The following is a 19,731-nucleotide window of genomic DNA, read 5'->3' as shown; positions in this document are numbered from 1 at the left end:
GGCGCTGCGATCCGTCAGGATTATGGCATGAAATCCCGTCTTACTGCCAGATAGACCTGGACCGCGCGGGTACAAGAGCGGGCCACCGCTTGCCGCGTGACAAAGGCATGTTACCTCATTATACCAGTTACATTGCAGAAGGAGCCTCACCATGACCCAGACGCTGAAGATCGCGCTGATCGGCGCCGGGTTCTTTGCCCGGAACCAGTTGTTTGCCTGGTCGGGGATCGAAGGGGTCGAGGTCGTGGCGATCTGTGACCGCGACCCGGTTCGGCTCGCGGCAGCAGGCGAGGAGTTCGGGATCGCGCGCCGTTACAGGGACGCGGCAGAGCTGTTTGCCGATGGCGGTTTCGATGTGGCCGATATCGCGACGACGGTGGGCTCACATCGGGCACTGGTTGAAATGGCGGCGGCTGCCGGCGTGCATGTGATCTGCCAGAAGCCCTTCGCGCCAACCCTCGCAGATGCGAAAGCCATGGTCGCAGCGGTGTCCAAAACCGGCAAAACCCTGATGATCCACGAGAATTTTCGCTGGCAATCCGCCGTGCGTCATACGATCGACGCGTTGCGCGCGGGCGCGATCGGCGAGCCCTTTTTTGGCCGCGTCTCCTTCCGGTCCGGCTATGACGTGTACTCGGGCCAGCCTTACCTGGCCGAGGGCGAACGGTTCATCATCGAAGATCTCGGGATCCATATCCTCGACATCGCGCGGGCTTTGTTCGGCGATGTGGCGCGGGTCACGGCGACCACGCGGCGGGTCAATCCGAAGATCAAAGGCGAGGATGTCGCCACGATGCAGCTTTTGCACAAATCGGGCGTGACCTCGGTGGTGGATTGTTCCTACGCGACGAAACGGCTCCCCGAGACCTTCCCCGAAAGCCTGATCGAGATTGACGGGACCGAAGGCAGCCTGTGCCTTGATGCCGGATACAAGCTGGTGATCCAGCGTGATGGCGGATCGCAGACCCAGGATGTCAGCCCGCCGCTTTTGCCCTGGGCCGAGCGCCCCTGGCACAATATCCAGGAGAGTGTGCTGATCATCCAACAGCATTTCGTGGATTGCCTGCGGGAGGGGCGCCAGCCGGAAACCTCGGGCGCTGACAATCTTGAGACCTTTGCCCTGGTCGAGGCCGCTTACCTTTCCGCCGCGGAAGGCCGCTCGGTTGATCCGGGGACCCTGTGATGGGCGCCCTTGCGCTTTATGGTACTGCCGAGCCGGTGGAGGAGGCGGAAATCATCCGTCATGGCGATGTCAGCCTCGGGTTTCAGGATGGCGCTCTGCGTCATATCCGCGTCGGCGGCACCGAAATCATTCGCCAGATCGCGTTTCTGGTGCGCGACCGTGACTGGGGCACCGTGCGCCCGGAAATCGGTGTGGTCGGGCGCGAGACCACTGGCGACAACCTGGTGTTTCGTTTCCCGATGGTCTTCCGCTCGAACGGCGCGGAACAGCATGTGAGCCTTTCGCTGACCATCGGCGCGACCAGCCTCTCCTTTGCAGCTGAATCGCGAATTTCAGGCATGTTCGAGACGAATCGAACCGGTTTTACCGTGCTGCATCCGATCACCGGAGTTGCCGGAGCGCCGGCCCGCGTCACCCATAGCGACGGGTCGGTGGAAGAAAGCCGCTTTCCCGATCTGATCGAACCCTGGCAACCCTTCATGGACATCGTCCATCTGGAACATGAGGCGCATGGGCTGACGATCAGCTGCGCTTTTGAGGGCGATACGTTCGAGATGGAGGATCAGCGCCAATGGGGCGATGCCTCTTACAAGACCTATAACCGCCCGCTGGCCCTGCCCTGGCCCTATCAGTTGACCGGCGCAGATACGCTGCGCCAGTCGGTCACGCTCAGCTGGAGCGGCGCGGGCAATGCCGTCAAAGCCAAACCGGTTGTGATCCCGGCGGGCACCGTCTTCCCGGATCTGGCGCTGGTCGTGACCCCGGACGAGGCGCGCAACCCCGAGGCTGCTCAGATGCTGGCTCTGGTCGCGCCGCAACGCGTTCTCGCCCATGTCGATGCGACGCTCCCCGAACCGGTTTCAGGTCAGCTCGCCGCTTTTGCCGCTTTGCAGGTTGCTTACCCCGCGGCGCTTTATGATCTGGAGCTGATCTGCCGCTTCCGCGGTGATCCCGCGCCGGAACTCACCTCGCATGCCAGGGATCTTGGCGCATCGGGCCTGGCTGTGGCGTCGGTTTTCGTCTGCCCCTCGGTTGACCGCCAATCGACGCCGCCGGGTTCGGCCTGGCCCGATTGCCCGCCGCTGGACGAGATCCATGCCGCCGCCGCCCGCACCTTTCCCGGCATCAAACGTGGCGGCGGAATGGCGAGCTTCTTCCCCGAGCTGAACCGCAAACGCCCGCCTGCCGGGATCGATTTCATCAGCCACGGCTTTTGTCCGACCGTCCATGCCTCCGACGATCTCGCAGTGATGGAGACGCTGGAAGCCGTGCCGCATATCGCGCGCTCGGCCCGTGCGATCATCGGGGCGGCGGAATACCGGATCGGACCGTCAACGATTGCAATGCGGCAGAACCCATATGGTTCACGCACCATTCCGAACCCGAAGGGCGGGCGCGTGACAATGACCGATGACGACCCCCGCCACCGCGCAGCCTTCGGCGCGGCCTGGACCCTTGGCATGGCGACGGCGCTCGCACCTTTCGCGCCTGCGGTCTGGAGCCCTGCGGCGCTCTTCGGCCCGCGTGGTCTGGGCGATGGGGCATGGCCGGTTGCGCAATTGCTGCGTGAACTCGCGGCCAGCGCCGGGCAGCCGGTCATTGCGGCACAGATTGAGGGCGGTGAGGCGCGGCTCCGGCTTGGCGCCCGGCTTTTCCGCGCCAATCTGACCGCTCTTCAGACCGGCGATCTGCCGCCCTTTGGCTGGGTCGTGATGCCGGCATAAGCGGCACCATGGACGCGCGCGCCGTCTCTGCCTAAGAAGGGTCATGCGCCCAATGGACAGTCCCCCGATGAAGCCAGAGAAAGCACGCAGTCTGCATGAGACGCTGCTGACGAAATTTCATGGTTTCATCGTCAGCCAGGAATGGCCGCCGGGCTTTCAGCTGCCGTTCGAGACCGATCTCGCCGAGGCGCATGGCGTCTCGCGGATGACGATGAACAAGGTGCTGACGCAGCTGACGCGCGAAGGCTATCTGGTGCGGCGGCGCAAGCTGGGCACCTTTGTCGCGCAGCCGCGCGCGCAATCGGCGGTGATGGAGATCACCGATATCGAGGCCGAAGTGCGGGCGCTCGGCCTGGCCTGGCGGTTCCAGCTGATGTCACGGGCGCTGCGCCCTGCGGTGGAAGGCGAGATGCGTGAAGCGCGGATTTCTGACGCTGCGGCGCCGGTTCTGGCACTGCGCGGGCTGCATTTCGCAGGCGATCTGCCCTTTTGCCTCGAAGAGCGGATCATCAATCCCGCAGCCGCCCCGGCCGCGCTGGACCAGGATTTCAGCCATGAGGCGCCGGGCCACTGGCTGCGGGTGGAAATTCCCTGGACCTCGGCGGAAAACCGGATCCGGGCGGTCAATGCGTCCGAAGCGCTGGCGCGGGATCTGCGCCTGCCTTTGGGCGAGGCCTGTCTGGAGCTGACGCGGCGGACGGAGCTTTCTGGTCAATGGGTGACGCTGGTGCGGCAAAGTTACCCCGGAGAGCGCCACCAGCTGATGGCTCAGTTCGAGCCGCGCGCCGAAGACTCCCGTCCTGCCTGAGTAAAGCGGACCGCGATGGCCAGGGTTCCGGACAGGGAGCGGATAAGACCCGGCTGCTGCGTGAAATCCACAAGATCAAGCCGTTGCAATCCGCCACCGGGTGCCAGCAGCAGGGCAAGGTCGAAGTCATGTTCTTCCGGCAGCGTGCCCTTGCTGACCTCGGCCTGCAAGGGGCGACGGCACATGACGTTGAAATCCAGCAATGCCGGCCCGATCAGCCGTGCCGAGACCGGGGCCTCGCCTGAAAACGCAAAGGGCTGGCTGGTCTGGTCAAGCCGATGGTCGCCTTGCGGGGTGGCAAGCACCATCGGCCCGCCTTCGATCACCGTGAGCACGCGGTCGATGCCGGGAAATTCGGAAAACGGACCGTCAGATGCCACCCAGGCGGTGGAGACGCGCCAGATAAACGTCTCTGACCCGGCGGAAACCGGCGAAATGGCGATCTCCGCCGTCTGCCCGCCGCCGTTCTTCCAGGGCCGGAAGCTTCGGCCTTCAGCGGGGTAGATGCCCCTCACTTCAATATGCCCGGCAGGCGCAGACCATGCAGGCGGGCGCAGTCTTTCGCCAGCTCATACCCCGCATCGGCATGGCGCATCACACCTGAGGCCGGATCATTCCACAACACGCGTTCCAGTCGTTTTGCAGCCTCGGGCGTGCCATCGGCGACGATGACCACGCCGGCATGCTGGCTGAACCCCATTCCCACACCACCGCCGTGGTGGATCGACACCCAGGTCGCGCCCGAAGCGGTATTCGTGAGCGCGTTCAGCAGCGGCCAGTCCGAGACGGCGTCTGAGCCATCCATCATGCCTTCTGTCTCGCGATTGGGGCTCGCGACCGAGCCGCTGTCAAGATGGTCGCGCCCGATCACGATGGGCGCCTTCAGCTCACCTCTTGCCACCATTTCGTTGAACATCAGCCCTGCGCGATGCCGGTCGCCAAGGCCGATCCAGCAGATCCGGGCGGGGAGGCCCTGAAACGCGATCCGCTCATAGGCCATATCCAGCCAGCGATGCAGGTGCGTGTTCTCGGGGAAGAGGCGCTTCATCGCCGCATCGGTTTTCGCGATATCCTCAGGGTCGCCCGAAAGCGCCGCCCAGCGGAAGGGGCCAATGCCTTCGCAGAACAAAGGCCTGATACAGGCGGGGACGAAACCGGGGAAGGCGAAGGCACGTTCAAAACCTTCTTCTTTGGCCATCTGCCTGATATTATTGCCATAGTCGACCGTGGGCACACCGGCATCATGAAAACCGGTCATCGCCTCGACATGCGCCCGCATCGAGGCCCGCGCGGCGCGCCCGACGCCAGCCGGATCGCTTTCCTGCCGCGCGCGCCATTCGCCAACACTCCAGCCGGCGGGGCAATAGCCATGTACTGGGTCATGGGCCGAAGTCTGGTCGGTCACGATATCAGGGCCACCATTCGGCAGCGCCTCACCGGCCAGCTGGCGGCGCAGCAGTTCGGGGAAGATCTCGGCGGCATTGCCCAGAAGACCCACCGATTTCGCCTCGCCCTTTGCGGTCCAATCCGCGATCAGGGCCAGCGCCTCGTCCAGCGTCCGCGCTTTCGCATCGACATATTTCGTGCGGATGCGGAAATCGATCCGGGTCTCATCGACCTCGACCGCAAGGCAGGAGGCGCCTGCGAAAACCGCCGCCAGCGGCTGCGCGCCGCCCATACCGCCAAGCCCGCCGGTCAGCACCCATTTGCCGGTCAGATCGCCATTGTAATGCTGGCGCCCCATCTCGGCAAAGGTCTCATAGGTGCCCTGAACGATGCCCTGCGCGCCGATATAGATCCAGGATCCGGCCGTCATCTGGCCATACATCATCAGGCCCTTGCGATCGAGCTCGTTGAAATGCTCCCAGGTGGCCCAGCGGGGGACGAGGTTGGAATTCGCGATCAGCACGCGCGGTGCGTCTGTATGGGTGCGGATGATGGAAACCGGCTTGCCGGATTGCACAAGCAGCGTCTCATCCGCTTCCAGATCGCGCAGTGCGTCGACGATCAGGTCGAAATCCTCCCAGCTGCGGGCCGCCCGCCCGATGCCGCCATAGACCACCAGCTCATGCGGGTTCTCGGCCACATCGGGATGCAGGTTGTTCATCAGCATGCGCAGCGCGGCTTCGGCGCCCCAGGTCTTGCAGCTGATCTCCGGCCCGGTCGGGGGGTAGATGTCGCGGGTGTTATGGCGGGTCATGGTCATGGCGGGAACCTCTCAGCGATTGGCCAAAGCGGGCGCGAGTTCGGCAAGTTTTTTGAGTATTTGCGCCAGGGTGAGACGCAAATGGATGGCTTTCTGCGGATCCGTTGCGAAGGGGAGCGTTTCGGTCGCGAGATAGCTGCTTTGCGCCAGTTCCATCTGGATCGTGTGAACGCCTGACGCGGGCTTGCCATAATGGCGTGTGGTCCAGCCGCCGCGAAAGCGCCCGTTCAGCACCCAGGAATGGCCAGAGGCCCGGGCGATATCGACCACCGCCGCCTCAAATTCCGGCGCACAGGTCACGCCGCCATCGGTGCCGATGTTCAGATCGGGCAGAACGCCCTCGAATAGCCAGGGGATTTGCGAGCGGATCGAGTGGCAGTCATAGACAATCGCCACGCCATGCAGCGCCTTCACCCGGTCGATTTCAGCCTGAAGTGCTGCGTGATAGGGGCGATGCACGGTTTCCAGCCAATGGGCGATGTCGGTGGCAGTCGGACCGGCCCCTTCGCGCCAGATCGGGGTGTTGTCAAAGGTGGTCTCCGGGATAAGCCCCGTCGTGGTCTGGCCGGGATAGAGGCTGTTGCCCTCAGGATCACGGTTCAGATCGATCACATAGCGCGAATGATTGCCGGTGATCGTGGTCAGGCCCGGGATCAGATCAGAATAGAGATGCTGAATATGCCAGTCGGTATCGCGGCTGCGCCGACCCTCGTCATTCAGGCGCTGAACAACCTCATGCGGGTAGGAAAACCCGGCATGGGGAAAGCCAAGAATGATCGGACTGTTGCCCTGCCGGAGGGTGAACGGGTCCATCAGCCCACCTCCGGCAAGAGGCCGGCCCCGGCGAGGTCGAGCGCGCCGGTGGCGATCAGCTCGCCCGCCGCCTCCATGTCGGTTCCCATGAAACGGTCGGTTTCAAGCACCGGAATGCGCGCCCGGATCGCCTCGATTGCGGCTTCAAGCCGGGGCGAGGATTTCAGCGGGCCGCGCAGATGCACGCCCTGGGCCGCGATCATCGCCTCGGTGCCGATGATCCAGAACAGGTTCTGCGTCATGGCGAGCAACCTGCGGGCGCCGTGGCAGGCCATCGAGACGTGATCCTCCTGATTGGCGGAGGTGGGGGTGCTGTCCACGCTCGCCGGATGTGCCATCTGCTTGTTTTCGCTCATCAAAGCGGCGGTTGTGACTTCGGCGATCATCATGCCGGAATTCAGCCCCGGCTTCGGTGTCAGAAAGCCTGGCAGCCCGTAAGACAGCGCGGGGTCAACCAGCAGCGCGACGCGGCGCTGCGCGATTGCACCGATCTCGGCCACAGTCAGCGCGATCATATCGGCGGCAAAGGCCACCGGCTCGGCATGGAAATTGCCGCCAGAGACCACCTGGCCATCCGAGAGGATCAGCGGGTTGTCGGTGGCGGCATTGGCCTCGATCTCAAGCGTCCGCGCCGCCTGACGCAGCACGTCTAGCGCGGCGCCCGCGACCTGGGGGTGGCAGCGGATGCAATAGGGGTCCTGAACCCGTTCATCCCCCTCGACATGGCTGTTGCGGATCTGACTGCCCTCAAGCAATTCGCGCAGAGCGCGGGCGACATCGATCTGGCCCTGATGGCCGCGCAGGGTGTGGATTTCTGCGGCAAAGGGCGCGGTCGATCCCATCGCGGCATCGGTCGACAGGGCGCCGGTGATGATCGCGGCCCGCAGCGCGCGCTCGGCCCGGAAGAGCCCCGCCAGCGCAAGCGCGGTCGAGACTTGCGTGCCGTTGATCAGCGCGAGCCCCTCTTTCGCGGCAAGCGTCACCGGTTTCAGCCCGGCGCGTGCGAGGGCCTCGGCGCCCGAAAGGCGGGTGCCCTGGTAAAACGCCTCACCCTCACCGATCATTACCGCAGCCATATGCGCCAGCGGAGCCAGATCGCCCGAGGCCCCGACCGAACCCTTTTCAGGGATCACCGGGATTACGTTTTCAGCCAGCATAGCGCCCAAAAGCGCCACAACCTCGGGTCGCGTGCCCGAGGCTCCGCGCCCCAGCGACATCAGTTTCAGCGTCATGATCAGCCGCACCACGGGCTCGGTCAGAGGCGCGCCCACCCCACAGCAATGCGACAGGATCAGGTTCCTTTGCAGCGTGGCGACGTCGCGGGCCTCAATGCGGATCGAGGCCAGTTTGCCAAAGCCCGTATTGACGCCGTAGACCGCCTCATTGCCGTTGGCGACTTCGGCGATCCGCGCCGCTGCGCGTTTGATGCCGGCATCTGCGACCGGATCAAGACCGGGGGTGATCCCGTCCCACCAGATCCGGCGCAGGAGGGAGAGCGGCACCGCGCCCGGGATCAGGCTTTGGGGGATGAGGGTCTCGGTCATTGCAGGTCTCCCTGGAAGATGCGGGCGTGAAGCGGGTTAAAGCCGATCCGCGCCACCAGCTGCGCAGGGCGCGTGACATCCCAAAGCGCCAGATCGGCGGAAAGCCCGGGTCTGAGGCGCCCGGTCTCGGCGCTCAGACCAAGCGCGCTTGCGGCATTGGCGGTCACCGCCAGCAGGCATTCGGCGACGGTAAGGCGAAAGAGCGTCGCGCCCATATTCATCACCATAAGGATCGAGGTCAGCGGTGAAGTGCCCGGATTGCAATCAGTCGAAAGCGCCATCGGGACGCCATGGTCGCGAAAGGCCTGGACTGGCGGCATCACCGTTTCGCGCAACATGTAAAAGGCACCCGGCAGCAAGGTGGCCACCATGCCCGCTTCCGCCATAAGCCGCGCATCTGCCGCCGTCGCATGTTCCAGATGGTCGGCGGAAAGGGCATTATAGCGCGCGGCCAAAGCGGTGCCGCCCTGATGGCTGAGCTGTTCCGAATGAATCTTTACCGGCAGACCGAGGGCGCGGGCTGCATCAAAAAGCGGCTCCAGCTCGGCCGTGTTGAAGGCAATGCCCTCGCAAAAGGCGTCAACGGCATCGACCAGCCCTTCGGCACAGGCGGCCTTAAGCCCGGCAATCGCGACCTCGTCGATATAGGCACCGGCCCTGCCCGCATATTCGGGCGGAAGGGCATGGGCGGCGAGCCAGGTCGTCCTGATCCGCACCGGCCGGGTCTGCCCCAGCCGCCGCGCGGCACGCAGCATGTTCAGCTCGGCCCCGACCGACAGGCCATAGCCGGATTTGATCTCGACAGTTGAGACCCCTTCGGCCAGCAGATGATCAAGGCGCGGCAGGCTGGCCGTGACCAGCGCATCGACGGACAGGGCGCGGGTGGCCACCATCGAGGCTTTGATCCCGCCGCCCTGACGCGCGATCTCCTCGTAAGGAACCCCGTCGAGCCGCATCTCGAATTCATTGGCGCGGTCGCCGCCGAAGACCAGATGTGTGTGGCAGTCAATCGGCGCCGGCGTCATCAGCCGCCCGCCACAATCGACGATCCGCCGCCCGTCACGCGGCAGCCCCCGGCCAAGCGCGGTGATGCGGGTGCCGGTCACTTCCAGCTCAAGCGCGCCGGGTTCAGGGTCGCGCGCAACCTCGCCGTCGCAGGTGACGATCCGCGCATTGGTGTAGAGCGTGGCACCCATCTGTGTCTCCCTGTGCAAAGGGCGGGGCCGTTATGGGCTTTTCCCTTCCCCTGGATCTCTTTCAGGTATATACATAAAGAGATAAGAAGGGAAGCGGATTCTCGGACCGGGCTGGAGGGGTGAATGGCGATCCATGCAAAACAGGCATTGCTGCCGGGCGGCTGGGCCGATGATGTCCGGCTGACGACAGCGGCAGGGCGGATCGTATCGGTCGAAAGCCAGGTGACGGCGCGGCCAGGCGATCACTGTGCTGAAATTCTGGTGCCCGGGATGCCCAACCTCCACAGCCATGCGTTTCAGCGTGGGTTTTCGGGGTTAACGGAATTTCGGGGCGCAGGTCCGGACAGTTTCTGGACCTGGCGCGAGATGATTTACCGCTTCGCCCTCAGCCTGACACCGGATCAGATGCAGGCCATCGCAGCCATGGCCTGTGTCGAGATGCTCGAGGCGGGCTATACAAGGCTGGGAGAGTTCCACTACCTGCATCATGCGCCGGATGGCCGCCCCTATGCTGATCCGGCCGAGATGTCGGGCCGGATCTTCGCGGCGGCACGGGATACCGGCATTGCGCTGACCCATCTGCCGGTCTTCTATGCGCATGGTGGCTTTGGCCCGACCCCGGCGGGAGAGGGGCAACGGCGCTTTCTGCACAGCTATGACGCTTTCGCGCGGCTGGTTGAACATTGCGCCCCCCTGAGACGCGAGCAGGATCGGGTGGGGATCGCGCCGCATAGCCTGCGCGCGGCGAGCATGGCTGAAATCCGGCGGCTGGCGGCTGACTTTCCGGATCGCCCCTTCCATATCCATATCGCCGAACAGGTGAAGGAAGTTGAGGATTGCCTTGGCTTTTGCGGCGCGCGCCCGGTGGAATATCTGCTGGCACAGGCGCCGGTTGATCCCTCGTGGTGCCTTATTCATGCGACACATCTGACCAGGGCCGAGACCAGGGCGATTGCGGCTTCGGGTGCGGTTGTTGGCCTTTGCCCGCTGACCGAGGCCAATCTGGGCGATGGGATCTTTCCGGGATCGGACTATCTGACTGCGGGGGAGCCTGGGGGATCGGCACTGACAGCAATGTCGAGATCACTGTCGCGGGGGAGCTGAAACAGCTGGAATATTCGCAAAGACTGGCCACGCGGGCACGCAACGTTATGACCGCTGGCGGCTCTGTGGGGACTGCCCTGTTTGCGGCGGCAGCAAAGGGCGGGGCGCAGGCCCTGTCAGTTCCGGAGCCGCAGATCGCACCGGGTGCAGATGCGGATCTTGTGGCCCTGACCGATCCGCTGGGGCCGGATTTTGCCACCGGGCAGATCGTTGATCGCTGGATCTTTGGCCGGGACCTGAGGGTCGCCGATGTCTGGGCCTTTGGGGCTCATGTGGTGCAGGGCGGGGAACATGTTTTGCGCGCTCCCGTTGCAGCGGCATATGCATCGGCGCTGCGCGCGGTATTGGACTGACCCTGTCACAGGCTGCTGCGAAGCGGGTCACGGGATGAACAGAGACTGCCGGGTGATCGTTCCGATGCTCAGACCCAGTGTCCGGCCTGCGGATTGCACGAAACTGCCGGCGAAATCATAGCTGGCTGTGATAACAATAATCCTGTCCGGACCCTGAGGCGGACTGCACGAGATCAGCGTGAAATTCTCGGGATGCAATAGCAGGCTGGCATTGACGAGAACCGGGACGGCGTCGCGTTCAAGGGTCGCGCAGAGCTGGCTCGCTTCGGGTCGGCCCGCAAAGCGGTAGGAATAGCGGGCAAGTTCATGCACGACCTGCTGAAGATCGCTGGCTGCGGAAATATACATGCTGATAAAGACGATAAGGAAAATCAGCGCCAGCACGAGCGGGAAGATGATCACGAATTCCGCCGTCACAGCGGCATCTGAGCGGAGGAGAAACCTCTGCAACCGGCGCCCGGTCATGGCATGACACCAGGAATTGCCAGCGCGATCAAGGCTTTTGGGGCAGCGATAATAAGACAGCGCGTTGATGGCAGGCGGGCTTCGGCAATCGACAGGTCTGACGGGAAAACCACCGCGCCGGGCCTTTCCGGCGTCAGGAGTTGCGCCCCGGAAACATTCGGGGTCAGCCTGCCGGACCAGACCGAACCGACATCCTGGGCACGCGCGACAAAGCGGGCCAGCACTGTCAGGTGGTCGACCGGCCGATTTCCTGAAATGAAAGGCAACATCGGACTCGCTTTTCCGCACCCCGGACTGCCGCCATTCTGCGCAGCACAGCTTTACAGAGTCTCAACGCCGCCAGGGTCATTGATGGCCGGGTCCGGCAAAAAATGTGTCAACTTTTTTGAAAGATGTTTGGCTTAAGGTCGCTTCAGTCGGCTGTAACACGCAGGAAAAGGGCGCCCGATGGCCCGGTCGCCTGGGGAATAGGACGAGGCCCGCCTCGACAATGCCCCTGTTTTTGCGGATCGCAAAAAGGAGGTTCTGGCGATGTCTGAGGCATCACTGATAAAAGCAAAGGCGGGAAAACAGCACAAAACCTTTGCTGCAGTCCACAGACATATCCCCGACGACAATCAGATCGGTGATCTCTTTTCAGACGGTGGCCGCACCCGGGAAAAGGCAGTCAGGCAAGAAGGGCGCCAAGCGCTGTGAGCACCTGGTCTCCATCTTCCACAGTCCCGGTCGAAACCCGCAGCCAGCTCTCATAACCCTTCTGTTTCCAGGGCTTCACGATGATACCCTGATCCAGCAGCGATTCAGCGACCTGACCAGCAGGCCGCCCGCAATCGACAAAGAGAAAATTGCCGCGCGAGGCCAGAACCCGCAGCCCCAGTACCGCAGCGTCTTTGCCATACGGTCACGTTCCTGGACCGCAAGGCTGACGGCCTGGTGCATCGACGCGGTATGATCCAGCGCGGACCGCGCCGCGACCTGCGCCAGGAGATTCGTATTGAATGGCGTGCGGGCAAGATCAAAGCCGCGCTTCAGGTCTGCTGAGTTGGTCATGGCATAGCCAATCCGCAGACCCGCAAGACCCCAGGCCTTGGAGAAGGTCCGCAGGATCACCAGCGGGCCGGGATGGGTGGCAAGCCAGGGCGCGCCGCTGGCATAATCCGGCCCGTCACCGGGGGCCGAGGCATATTCGTGATAGGCCTCATCGAGACAGGTGATCGAGTCGGGATGACCAGCCGCAAGCACCGACCGCAGCCCGTCCGCATCAAGCCAGAGGCCGGCCGGGTTCATCGGATTAGCGAAAAGCACAAGGCGCACCGGCCGTGACACGGCCGCGAGCAGGGCCGGCAGGTCTATCTCTCCCGCAGCGGTCAGCCCGATCCGCGTGACTTTCGCGCCCATGGCCTGCGCGTAATCCTCATGCAGCGGGAAGGAAGGGAACAGCGTCACCACCTCGTCTCCGGGCCGCAGAACCGCGCGGGCCAGCACCGCCAGCAGATCCTCAGAGCCGTTTCCAAGGATGAAATGCTGGGGATCAAACCCGTAAAACGCGGCCAGCGCGGCGATCAGATCGCGCCCCTCCGGATCGGGATAGGCCCCGATGCGACCCGCCGCTTCACAAACAGCCGTGATCACCTCGGGTGCCGGGCCAGCGGGATTTTCATTCGACCCCAGCTTTGCCACCCGTGTCACACCGGAGCGCGACGCGACTGCCGCCGGCGTCAGCCCGGCATTATAGGGGCTGAGCGCCGCCAGCTCGGGGCGCAGAAGCGGGACAGATCCGGTCATGGAGCCTCAGGGGAAAGCGGAGGGCGAGGGCGGTTGACAGCCAGGCCGAAGCTATGTCTCTTGTATATACATGTAAAGAGTGCCGTCTGCTGTTCTCTCTTCCGGCCGGGATCGTTAATCTCGCCGGCAATGAAAGGAAGCCCGCCATGCATACCGCGTCGAGTGTCAACGCGCTCTTCTCTCTTTCCGGCCGTCGTGCCCTTGTGACTGGCGCCAGCCGGGGTCTTGGCCAGGCCATGGCACTGGGTCTGGCGAAAGCGGGGGCGGATCTGGTGATTTCCGCCCGCAGCATCACTGCGCTTGAGGAAACCACCGGGCTGATCCGCGACGCTGGCGGCAGGGTCACAGCGCTTGCAATGGATCAGAGTGAGGTCGGCGGCATCGAACCCGCGCTTGCGGGCCTAGGGGATATCGACATCCTTGTGAACAATGCCGGGGTAGAGGAAATCCGTCCCTCGACCGAAGTGACCGAGGCGCTTTGGGACAAGATCGTCGACACCAATCTTAAGGGTGCGTTTTTCACCACCCAGGCGGTGGCAAAGGGCATGCTGGACCGCGGGCGCGGTACGGTCATCAATCTTTGCTCGCTGACCTCTTATGTCGGCGTGCCGACGGCCACGCCTTACGGGTCGTCGAAATCGGGGCTTTTGGGCATGACGCGGGCGCTGTCATCGGAATGGGCGGGGCGGGGCGTAAGGGTCAATGCCATCGCGCCGGGCTATTTCCGCACCGAGATGACGGAAGTGTTCTACCAGAACGAGGCTTGGGCGGGCGCGATGCTCGACAAGATCCCGCAGCGCCGCTTTGGCGAAGGGGCAGATCTGATTGGCGCGGTGATTTTCCTCGCCTCGGACGCTTCGGCCTATATCACCGGGCAATGTATCGGTATTGACGGCGGGTATCTGGCCTCGATCTGAGCCATCTGCCTGAAATACAGGCGTGATGCTGTAAAATCCGGGCCGAGACCCTTCTCAGGTATATACATTATACCGGTTAAGGGGAAGAAAGACAGCGGAAGGCGCGATGCGATGGGTGAGGACCTACGGAAATGTCAGGCAGGAGCAACGCAGAAATGAGCGGGACGGGCTCGTCTGACGCAGTGGTGGCGCGGAATGTGGATATGGATTTCGGCACCGGCGCGATGGCGGTGAAACAGGCCGGGTTCAGCCTTGCGCGCGGGCGTTTCCTGACCATTCTTGGCCCGTCGGGATCGGGGAAGACCACGCTTTTGCGAATGATCGCAGGCTTTCAGACGCCGACTCGTGGCGAGATCCTGATCGGCGGCAAGCCGGCGGATGCGGTGGCGCCGCATCGCCGCTCGGTCGGGATGGTGTTTCAGAAACTGGCGCTGTTCCCGCATATGAGTGTCGAGGAAAATGTCGCCTTCCCGTTGAAGATGCGGCGATTCAACCCGCGTGAGATCCCGGGAAGGGTGGCGCAGTATCTTGACCTGGTGCGGCTGGGCGGGTTTGCAAAACGGCGGATCAATGAGCTTTCGGGCGGCCAGCAGCAGCGCGTGGCGATCGCGCGGGCGCTGGTATTCGAGCCGGAGCTTTTGCTGCTGGACGAGCCGCTGGCGGCGCTTGACCGCAAGCTGCGCGAAGAGATGCAGCTGGAATTTCGCCGCATTCAGAAAGAGCTGGGCGTCACCACCATCAATGTGACCCATGACCAGCGCGAGGCGCTGGTGGTCTCGGATGAGATCATCGTGATGGACCAGGGCGAGATCCAGCAACATGCTTCGCCGGTCGAGATGTATCGCCGCCCCGCAAACCCGTTCGTCGCGCATTTTATCGGCGTGTCGAGTTTTCTGACGGGCCGGCGGACAGAAACGGGCCTGACCGTGAATGGCAGTGATTGCGCGGGCCAGGCGGTGGCGGATATTGCGCCGGGCGCTGCGGCCCAGGGCGCGATCCGGGCTGAACAGGTGCGGATCGGGGCGCCGGGGGACGCGCTTTCCGGTTGCGATACCGTGCTGGAGGGCCAGGTCAGTGACACGATTTTCGAAGGCGAGCGGCTTTTGTACTTTGTCACCCTGCCGGCGCTTGAGACGACAATTCAGGTTTTTCACCACGATCCGGCAGAACATGCGCCCTATGCGCGGGGTGCGACAGTTTCAGTCGGCTGGACTGCAAGAGACCTGCTGATCTTTCCCGCAAAAGACCGCTAAACAGGCGGCGAGCCATATCAACAAGGAGACCTGAGACATGTCGAACCCTGTTTATCGTCCCAATCGCCGTGCGCTGTTGCGCGGAACGGCTGCTGCGGGGGCAGCGGCGCTGATCGGATCGCTGCCGGCGCGCCGGCTGATGGCGCAGGACGCGCCGGCGAAACCGGCGGAAATCATCGTGCGGGCCTGGGGCGGATCCTGGGTTGAGGCGCTGAAGAAAGGCGTCTCGGACCCGTTCACCGCCGCGACCGGCATCCAGGTGCGTCATGATCTGACCGAGGATAACGAGATCCAGCCGAAGGTCTGGGCCGCCGTGGCGCAAGGACGCGTGCCGCCGATCCATATCAACTGGGACACCACCACCAATGCGACGAAATCGGCGCTGCGCGGTGTGACCGAGGATCTGTCAGATCTGGCGAACCTTGCGAATACCACGGAACTCGCGAAGCCGGTGGGGCTCGACGGCTATCCGATCGTGAACACCTATGGCTATGTCTATGTGCTGGCCTACCGGCCCGGGGCGTTCCCCGATGGCGCGCCGACCTCGTGGAAGGCGTTGCTGGATCCGAAATTCAAGGGGCGGATCGCGCTTTACAATGACGGGATCGGCTTCCACTTCCCGGCCCAGGTGGCCGGCGGCGGCAAGCTTGAGGATATTCCAGGCAATATGCAACCGGCCTGGGATTTCATCACGCAGGTGAAACAGCAGCAGCCGCTGCTGGGCGAAGACCCCGATTTCACCGCCTGGTTCCAGAATGGTGAGATCGACATCGCCTGCACCATTTCCACGAATGCGCGTGAAGCGAAGAAGAACGGCGTTGATCTGGCCTGGACCGTGCCGGAAGAGGGCGCGAAGTTTGACACGGATGGGCTCTGGATCCCGAAAGGCCTGCCGGAGAATGAGCTGTACTGGGCGAAGGAATATATCAACTTCGCCATCAGCCAGGAGGCGCAGCAGGTCTGGTGTGACGGGCTGGGTCTGCCGGGCGTGGTGCCGGGCCTGACGCCGCCGGAAGATCTGGCGGATGACCCGTCCTACCCGGATACGCCGGAAGAGATGTCGCATCTGATCCGCATCTCGACCAAGGTGCAGGTCGAGAATGAGAGCGAATGGTTCTCGAAGTTCAAAGAGATCATGCAGGGGTAACGGGAGCTGACGGCTTTCCCCGGGCCTGAAGGCCAGGGGGCACCGTCAGCGCAGGCCGGGGGGCAGGCCCCCCGGACCCCCCATCCCGCGCCTGCCCGCCGGTGGTTCACCCGGCGGGTGGGGTGACCCTTCCGGATAAAGCCGATGCCGAACCCCTCTCCCGAGTTTCGCTACCCGCTGCACTGGCGCCTGATGGACGCGGTGGAGCGGATTGCCGACCTGGTCTGGCCGCGCCGTCTGTCGCGCCATACCGGCTGGCTGTTCATCGCGCCTGCGCTTTTGCTGGTCGGGCTTTTGGTGCTGGGGCTGATCCAGATCGCGGATGCCTCGCTCAGGACGCTGGACACCTCGACTTTTCTGATGTCGGAGGACTGGTCGACAGAGAATTACCGCAAGGCGCTTTCGTCATCGACCTATCTGACGGTGGCCTGGCGGTCGCTGTCTGCCGCGATGCTGACCACGGTTCTGACGCTCATTCTCGCGTTTCCCTATGCCTATGCGCTGGTGCGGGTGAAAAAGGCCTGGATCCGCAAGGCGCTGCTGATCACCCTGTTTTTGCCTTTTTTCATCGGCCAGGTGGTGCGCGCCTATGGCTGGCTGATCATCCTCGGGAATTCCGGCATGGTGAATGAGGCAATGTCGCTGGTCGGCGTGACCCCGATGCGGCTATTGTTCAATTACGGCGCGGTGGTCTTTGGCCTGGTGCAATATATGCTGCCCTTCGCCGTGCTTTTGCTGGTGCCGGCACTGACCGCAATCCCGGAGGAAACCGAGACCGCCGCCGGATCGCTGGGCGCGAGCTGGCCGCGCATTCTGTGGCATGTTCTGCTGCCAATGGCGAAGCCGGGGCTGATCGGGGCGGGGTTGGTGGTGTTTACGCTGACGCTTACCGACTTCGCGGTGCCGGCGATGCTGGGCGGCGGTGGCCAGGATTTCATCGCCAATGCAATCTATGACCAGTTCTTCCGCACCGCCGATCAGGGGCTTGGTTCGGCCCTGGCGCTTTTGCTGGTGGCGGCGGGGTCGGTGCTGGTGGGGCTGGTGTTCATGATCTTCGGCGCCGGGACGCTGGCGATGGGAGGCCGCAAATGATGTCTTTCAGCCAGAAGATCACCGTCTGGAGCCTCGTCTGGTTCTCGATCATCACGCTGTCTCTGCCGACGCTGGTGGTGCTGGGGGCGAGCCTGACCGCCGGCAATATGGTCGCCTTTCCGCCGCAGGGGCTTTCGCTGCAATGGTATGAGAAGATCGCGCTGGCCCGCGATTTGCAGCAGGCCTTTCTGCGCTCGCTGATCGTTGCCGGGATCTGCACCCTCGTAGCGGTGCCGGTGGGGACGCTGGCGGGTCTTGCCCTGTCGCGGTTCCGCCTGCGCTTTACCACGGCGATCCAGGTCTATCTGCTCTTGCCCTTTACCGTGCCGCTGATCGGATCGGGGATCGGGCTGATGCTGGTTTTCGGCGAATGGCATGTGCTGGGCAGCCTCTGGCCGGTGGGCATGGCCTGCGCGGTCATCAATCTGCCCTTCATCATCTGGTCGGTCTCGTCTTCGGCGGTGCTGCTGGACCCGGATCTTGAGCTTGCGGCGCAGAATTGCGGGGCAGGGCGGGTGCAGACCTTCCTTCATGTCACGCTGCCTGCCGTGATGCCGGGCGTGATCACCGGGGGTCTTCTGATGTTCATCCTCGCGATGAACGAATTCCTTGTGAGCCTTCTTCTCACTGATGCCCGCATCGTCACTTTGCCGGTGCTGATCTACAACTCCATCCGCTCGATCATCACGCCTGATCTGGCCGCCGTCTCGGTGGTGTTCATCGCGATTGCGCTGGCGGCGATCTGGCTGCTCGACAAGCTCGTCGGGCTGGAAATCTTTCTTAAATCCAAATGACTATGCGAGAGGGCCTGTCCATGGCTGAGGTCAATTTCAAAATCCTGGCCGATCTGACTTCGGCCGAACGTGAGGCGCTCTTCGCGCGATCCGAGACCGATCTGTCGGGCTTCCTCGACAAGGTTCCCGCGATCATTGAGGCAGTGAAAACCCGTGGCGATGCCGCGCTGGTCGAGTTCGGGGTGAGTTTCGACAAGGCCGAGGGGCTGACGGCGGACAAGCTGAAAGTCACCGAAGCCGAGTTTGACGAGGCCTTCACCCTGGTCGAGCCCGAGGTGATCCGCGCGATTGAGCTGGGGATTTCGAACATCCGGTCGTTCCATGAGGAACAGCTGCCCGAGCCGATGACGCTGAAGGAGATCCGTCCAGGCGCCTTTGCCGGGGATCGGTTCATCCCCATCGATTCGGTCGCGCTCTATGTGCCGCGCGGCAAGGGGTCGTTTCCGTCCGTGACCATGATGACCGGCGTGCCGGCAGTGGTGGCGGGGTGCCGAATATCGCGATCTTCACGCCGCCGATCCCGGGCGGCAAGGTCGATGCGGCAACGCTGGTGGCGGCGCGGCTGGCCGGGGTGAAGACGGTCTATAAGGCGGGCGGGGCCCAGGCGGTGGCGGCGGCGGCTTATGGCACCGAGACCGTGCGCCCCTGCCACAAGATCGTTGGCCCGGGCAGCCCCTGGGTGGTGGCGGCAAAGCGCCTCCTGTCGAGCGTGATTGACCCCGGTCTGCCCGCTGGCCCGTCGGAATCGATCATTTTCGCCGATGAAACCGTGCATGGCGGCCTCGCCGCGCTTGATCTGCTGATCGAAGCCGAACATGGACCCGACAGTTCCGCCTGGCTCGTGACCAATTCCCGCCGCGTCGCCGATGAGGCGCTGGCCGCGCTGCCGGATCACTGGTCGCGGATGAGCGAGCAGCGGGTTGCTTTCTCGAAAGCGGTGCTGTGCGGCAGCCATGGCGGTATCCTCGTGACCGAAACCCTGGCCGAGGCCTATGCCTTCATCAATGATTACGCGCCCGAACATCTCCAGCTCCTCTCGGAAAAACCCTTCGAGCATCTGGGAGAAATCACCGCCGCCGCCGAGATCCTGATGGGGCCATATACGCCGGTCTCTATCGGCAATTTCTGCCTCGGGCCGAATGCGGTGCTGCCGACCTCCCGTGGGGCGCGCACTTATGGGCCGCTTTCCGTGACCGATTTCATCCGCCGGTCCTCGGTCGGCTACGTCACTGCAAAGGGTTTCCCGGAACTGGCCGAGGCTGCCGGCACGCTGGCGCGCTATGAGGGATTCGACAATCACGCCAATGCGGTCTCAGACATCCGCAAGCAGTATCTGAAAGGCTGAGA

Annotated in this window: 21 protein-coding genes; 13 read left to right on the top strand and 8 right to left on the bottom strand. The window is 63.5% G+C overall.

Annotated features, from left to right (window positions below; all coding sequences use genetic code 11):
- The first annotated feature begins 151 nt into the window (after positions 1-151).
- From QNO18_RS03560 to QNO18_RS03550, 3 genes are all read left to right on the top strand, one after another.
- The gene (locus tag QNO18_RS03560; protein WP_283176560.1) at positions 152-1,183 is read left to right on the top strand and encodes a Gfo/Idh/MocA family oxidoreductase; all 1,032 of its coding nucleotides are present in this window, start codon (positions 152-154) and stop codon (positions 1,181-1,183) included.
- Positions 1,183-2,907 (top strand): hypothetical protein, encoded by a 1,725-nt coding sequence (locus QNO18_RS03555; RefSeq protein WP_283176559.1) that lies wholly within the window; start codon positions 1,183-1,185, stop codon positions 2,905-2,907. The genes QNO18_RS03560 and QNO18_RS03555 overlap by 1 nt, the downstream gene beginning before the upstream one ends.
- Before the next feature lie 67 nt (positions 2,908-2,974).
- Positions 2,975-3,715, top strand: coding sequence for a UTRA domain-containing protein (locus tag QNO18_RS03550; RefSeq protein WP_283176558.1), 741 nt, complete (start codon positions 2,975-2,977; stop codon positions 3,713-3,715).
- Here QNO18_RS03550 and QNO18_RS03545 read toward each other — a convergent pair.
- Genes QNO18_RS03545 through hutI form a run of 5 tightly spaced genes read right to left on the bottom strand, consistent with a single transcriptional unit; the run spans position 3,676 to position 9,444 of the window.
- On the bottom strand, positions 3,676-4,230 hold the full coding sequence (locus QNO18_RS03545) for a HutD family protein (protein ID WP_283176557.1): 555 nt from the start codon (positions 4,228-4,230) through the stop codon (positions 3,676-3,678). The two genes, QNO18_RS03550 and QNO18_RS03545, sit on opposite strands and share 40 nt — an antisense overlap.
- Entirely contained in the window at positions 4,227-5,921 is a 1,695-nt protein-coding gene (gene hutU, locus QNO18_RS03540; protein WP_283176556.1) for a urocanate hydratase, read from the bottom strand. The genes QNO18_RS03545 and hutU overlap by 4 nt, the downstream gene beginning before the upstream one ends.
- A gap of 12 nt (positions 5,922-5,933) precedes the next feature.
- Positions 5,934-6,734 (bottom strand): N-formylglutamate deformylase, encoded by an 801-nt coding sequence (gene hutG, locus QNO18_RS03535; protein ID WP_283176555.1) that lies wholly within the window; start codon positions 6,732-6,734, stop codon positions 5,934-5,936.
- Positions 6,734-8,278, bottom strand: coding sequence for a histidine ammonia-lyase (gene hutH, locus QNO18_RS03530; protein ID WP_283176554.1), 1,545 nt, complete (start codon positions 8,276-8,278; stop codon positions 6,734-6,736). The genes hutG and hutH overlap by 1 nt, the downstream gene beginning before the upstream one ends.
- Positions 8,275-9,444, bottom strand: coding sequence for an imidazolonepropionase (hutI, locus tag QNO18_RS03525; protein ID WP_349293881.1), 1,170 nt, complete (start codon positions 9,442-9,444; stop codon positions 8,275-8,277). The genes hutH and hutI overlap by 4 nt, the downstream gene beginning before the upstream one ends.
- A 153-nt stretch (positions 9,445-9,597) precedes the next feature.
- Here hutI and hutF point away from each other — a divergent pair, with 153 nt between their 5' ends.
- Positions 9,598-10,578 carry a formimidoylglutamate deiminase gene (gene hutF / locus QNO18_RS03520; RefSeq protein WP_349293832.1) on the top strand — a complete coding sequence of 327 codons (981 nt, stop codon included), beginning with the start codon at positions 9,598-9,600 and terminating at the stop codon, positions 10,576-10,578.
- A 65-nt stretch (positions 10,579-10,643) separates the two neighbouring features.
- A complete protein-coding gene (locus tag QNO18_RS25590; protein WP_349293831.1) occupies positions 10,644-10,931 on the top strand; it encodes a hypothetical protein in 288 nt (95 codons plus the stop codon).
- A 27-nt stretch (positions 10,932-10,958) separates the two neighbouring features.
- On the opposite strand, the gene QNO18_RS03515 is transcribed toward QNO18_RS25590, so the two are convergent.
- Positions 10,959-11,348: a TadE family protein gene (locus QNO18_RS03515; RefSeq protein ID WP_283176552.1), complete on the bottom strand. Its 390-nt coding sequence runs from the start codon at positions 11,346-11,348 to the stop codon at positions 10,959-10,961.
- Between the two features lie 44 nt (positions 11,349-11,392).
- The gene (locus QNO18_RS03510; RefSeq protein WP_283176551.1) at positions 11,393-11,665 is read right to left on the bottom strand and encodes a hypothetical protein; all 273 of its coding nucleotides are present in this window, start codon (positions 11,663-11,665) and stop codon (positions 11,393-11,395) included.
- Positions 11,666-11,927: 262 nt separating this feature from the next.
- On the opposite strand from QNO18_RS03510, the gene QNO18_RS03505 reads away from it, so the two are divergent.
- Positions 11,928-12,092: a hypothetical protein gene (locus QNO18_RS03505; protein WP_283176550.1), complete on the top strand. Its 165-nt coding sequence runs from the start codon at positions 11,928-11,930 to the stop codon at positions 12,090-12,092.
- A 75-nt stretch (positions 12,093-12,167) separates the two neighbouring features.
- On the opposite strand, the gene QNO18_RS03500 is transcribed toward QNO18_RS03505, so the two are convergent.
- The gene (locus QNO18_RS03500; protein WP_283176549.1) at positions 12,168-13,181 is read right to left on the bottom strand and encodes an aminotransferase class I/II-fold pyridoxal phosphate-dependent enzyme; all 1,014 of its coding nucleotides are present in this window, start codon (positions 13,179-13,181) and stop codon (positions 12,168-12,170) included.
- 146 nt (positions 13,182-13,327) lie between these two features.
- On the opposite strand from QNO18_RS03500, the gene QNO18_RS03495 reads away from it, so the two are divergent.
- From QNO18_RS03495 to hisD, 7 genes are all read left to right on the top strand, one after another.
- A complete protein-coding gene (locus tag QNO18_RS03495) occupies positions 13,328-14,098 on the top strand; it encodes an SDR family oxidoreductase (RefSeq protein ID WP_283176548.1) in 771 nt (256 codons plus the stop codon).
- Between the two features lie 155 nt (positions 14,099-14,253).
- Positions 14,254-15,351, top strand: coding sequence for an ABC transporter ATP-binding protein (locus QNO18_RS03490; protein WP_283176547.1), 1,098 nt, complete (start codon positions 14,254-14,256; stop codon positions 15,349-15,351).
- Between the two features lie 37 nt (positions 15,352-15,388).
- Entirely contained in the window at positions 15,389-16,498 is a 1,110-nt protein-coding gene (locus QNO18_RS03485; RefSeq protein WP_283176546.1) for a PotD/PotF family extracellular solute-binding protein, read from the top strand.
- A 144-nt stretch (positions 16,499-16,642) separates the two neighbouring features.
- Entirely contained in the window at positions 16,643-17,590 is a 948-nt protein-coding gene (locus QNO18_RS03480) for an ABC transporter permease (protein WP_283176545.1), read from the top strand.
- Complete coding sequence (locus QNO18_RS03475; RefSeq protein WP_198835274.1) at positions 17,587-18,384, top strand: ABC transporter permease; 798 nt, start codon at positions 17,587-17,589, stop codon at positions 18,382-18,384. The genes QNO18_RS03480 and QNO18_RS03475 overlap by 4 nt, the downstream gene beginning before the upstream one ends.
- Before the next feature lie 20 nt (positions 18,385-18,404).
- A complete protein-coding gene (locus QNO18_RS03470; protein ID WP_283176544.1) occupies positions 18,405-18,959 on the top strand; it encodes a histidinol dehydrogenase in 555 nt (184 codons plus the stop codon).
- On the top strand, positions 18,872-19,729 hold the full coding sequence (hisD, locus tag QNO18_RS03465) for a histidinol dehydrogenase (RefSeq protein WP_283176543.1): 858 nt from the start codon (positions 18,872-18,874) through the stop codon (positions 19,727-19,729). The genes QNO18_RS03470 and hisD overlap by 88 nt, the downstream gene beginning before the upstream one ends.
- The last annotated feature ends 2 nt before the right edge of the window (positions 19,730-19,731 follow it).

Origin of the sequence: Gemmobacter sp. 24YEA27, from assembly GCF_030052995.1 — a bacterium.
In the GTDB taxonomy this organism is placed as follows: domain Bacteria; phylum Pseudomonadota; class Alphaproteobacteria; order Rhodobacterales; family Rhodobacteraceae; genus Pseudogemmobacter.
Note: the sequence above shows the minus strand (reverse complement) of the source record. Positions and strands in the feature narration are given on the sequence as shown.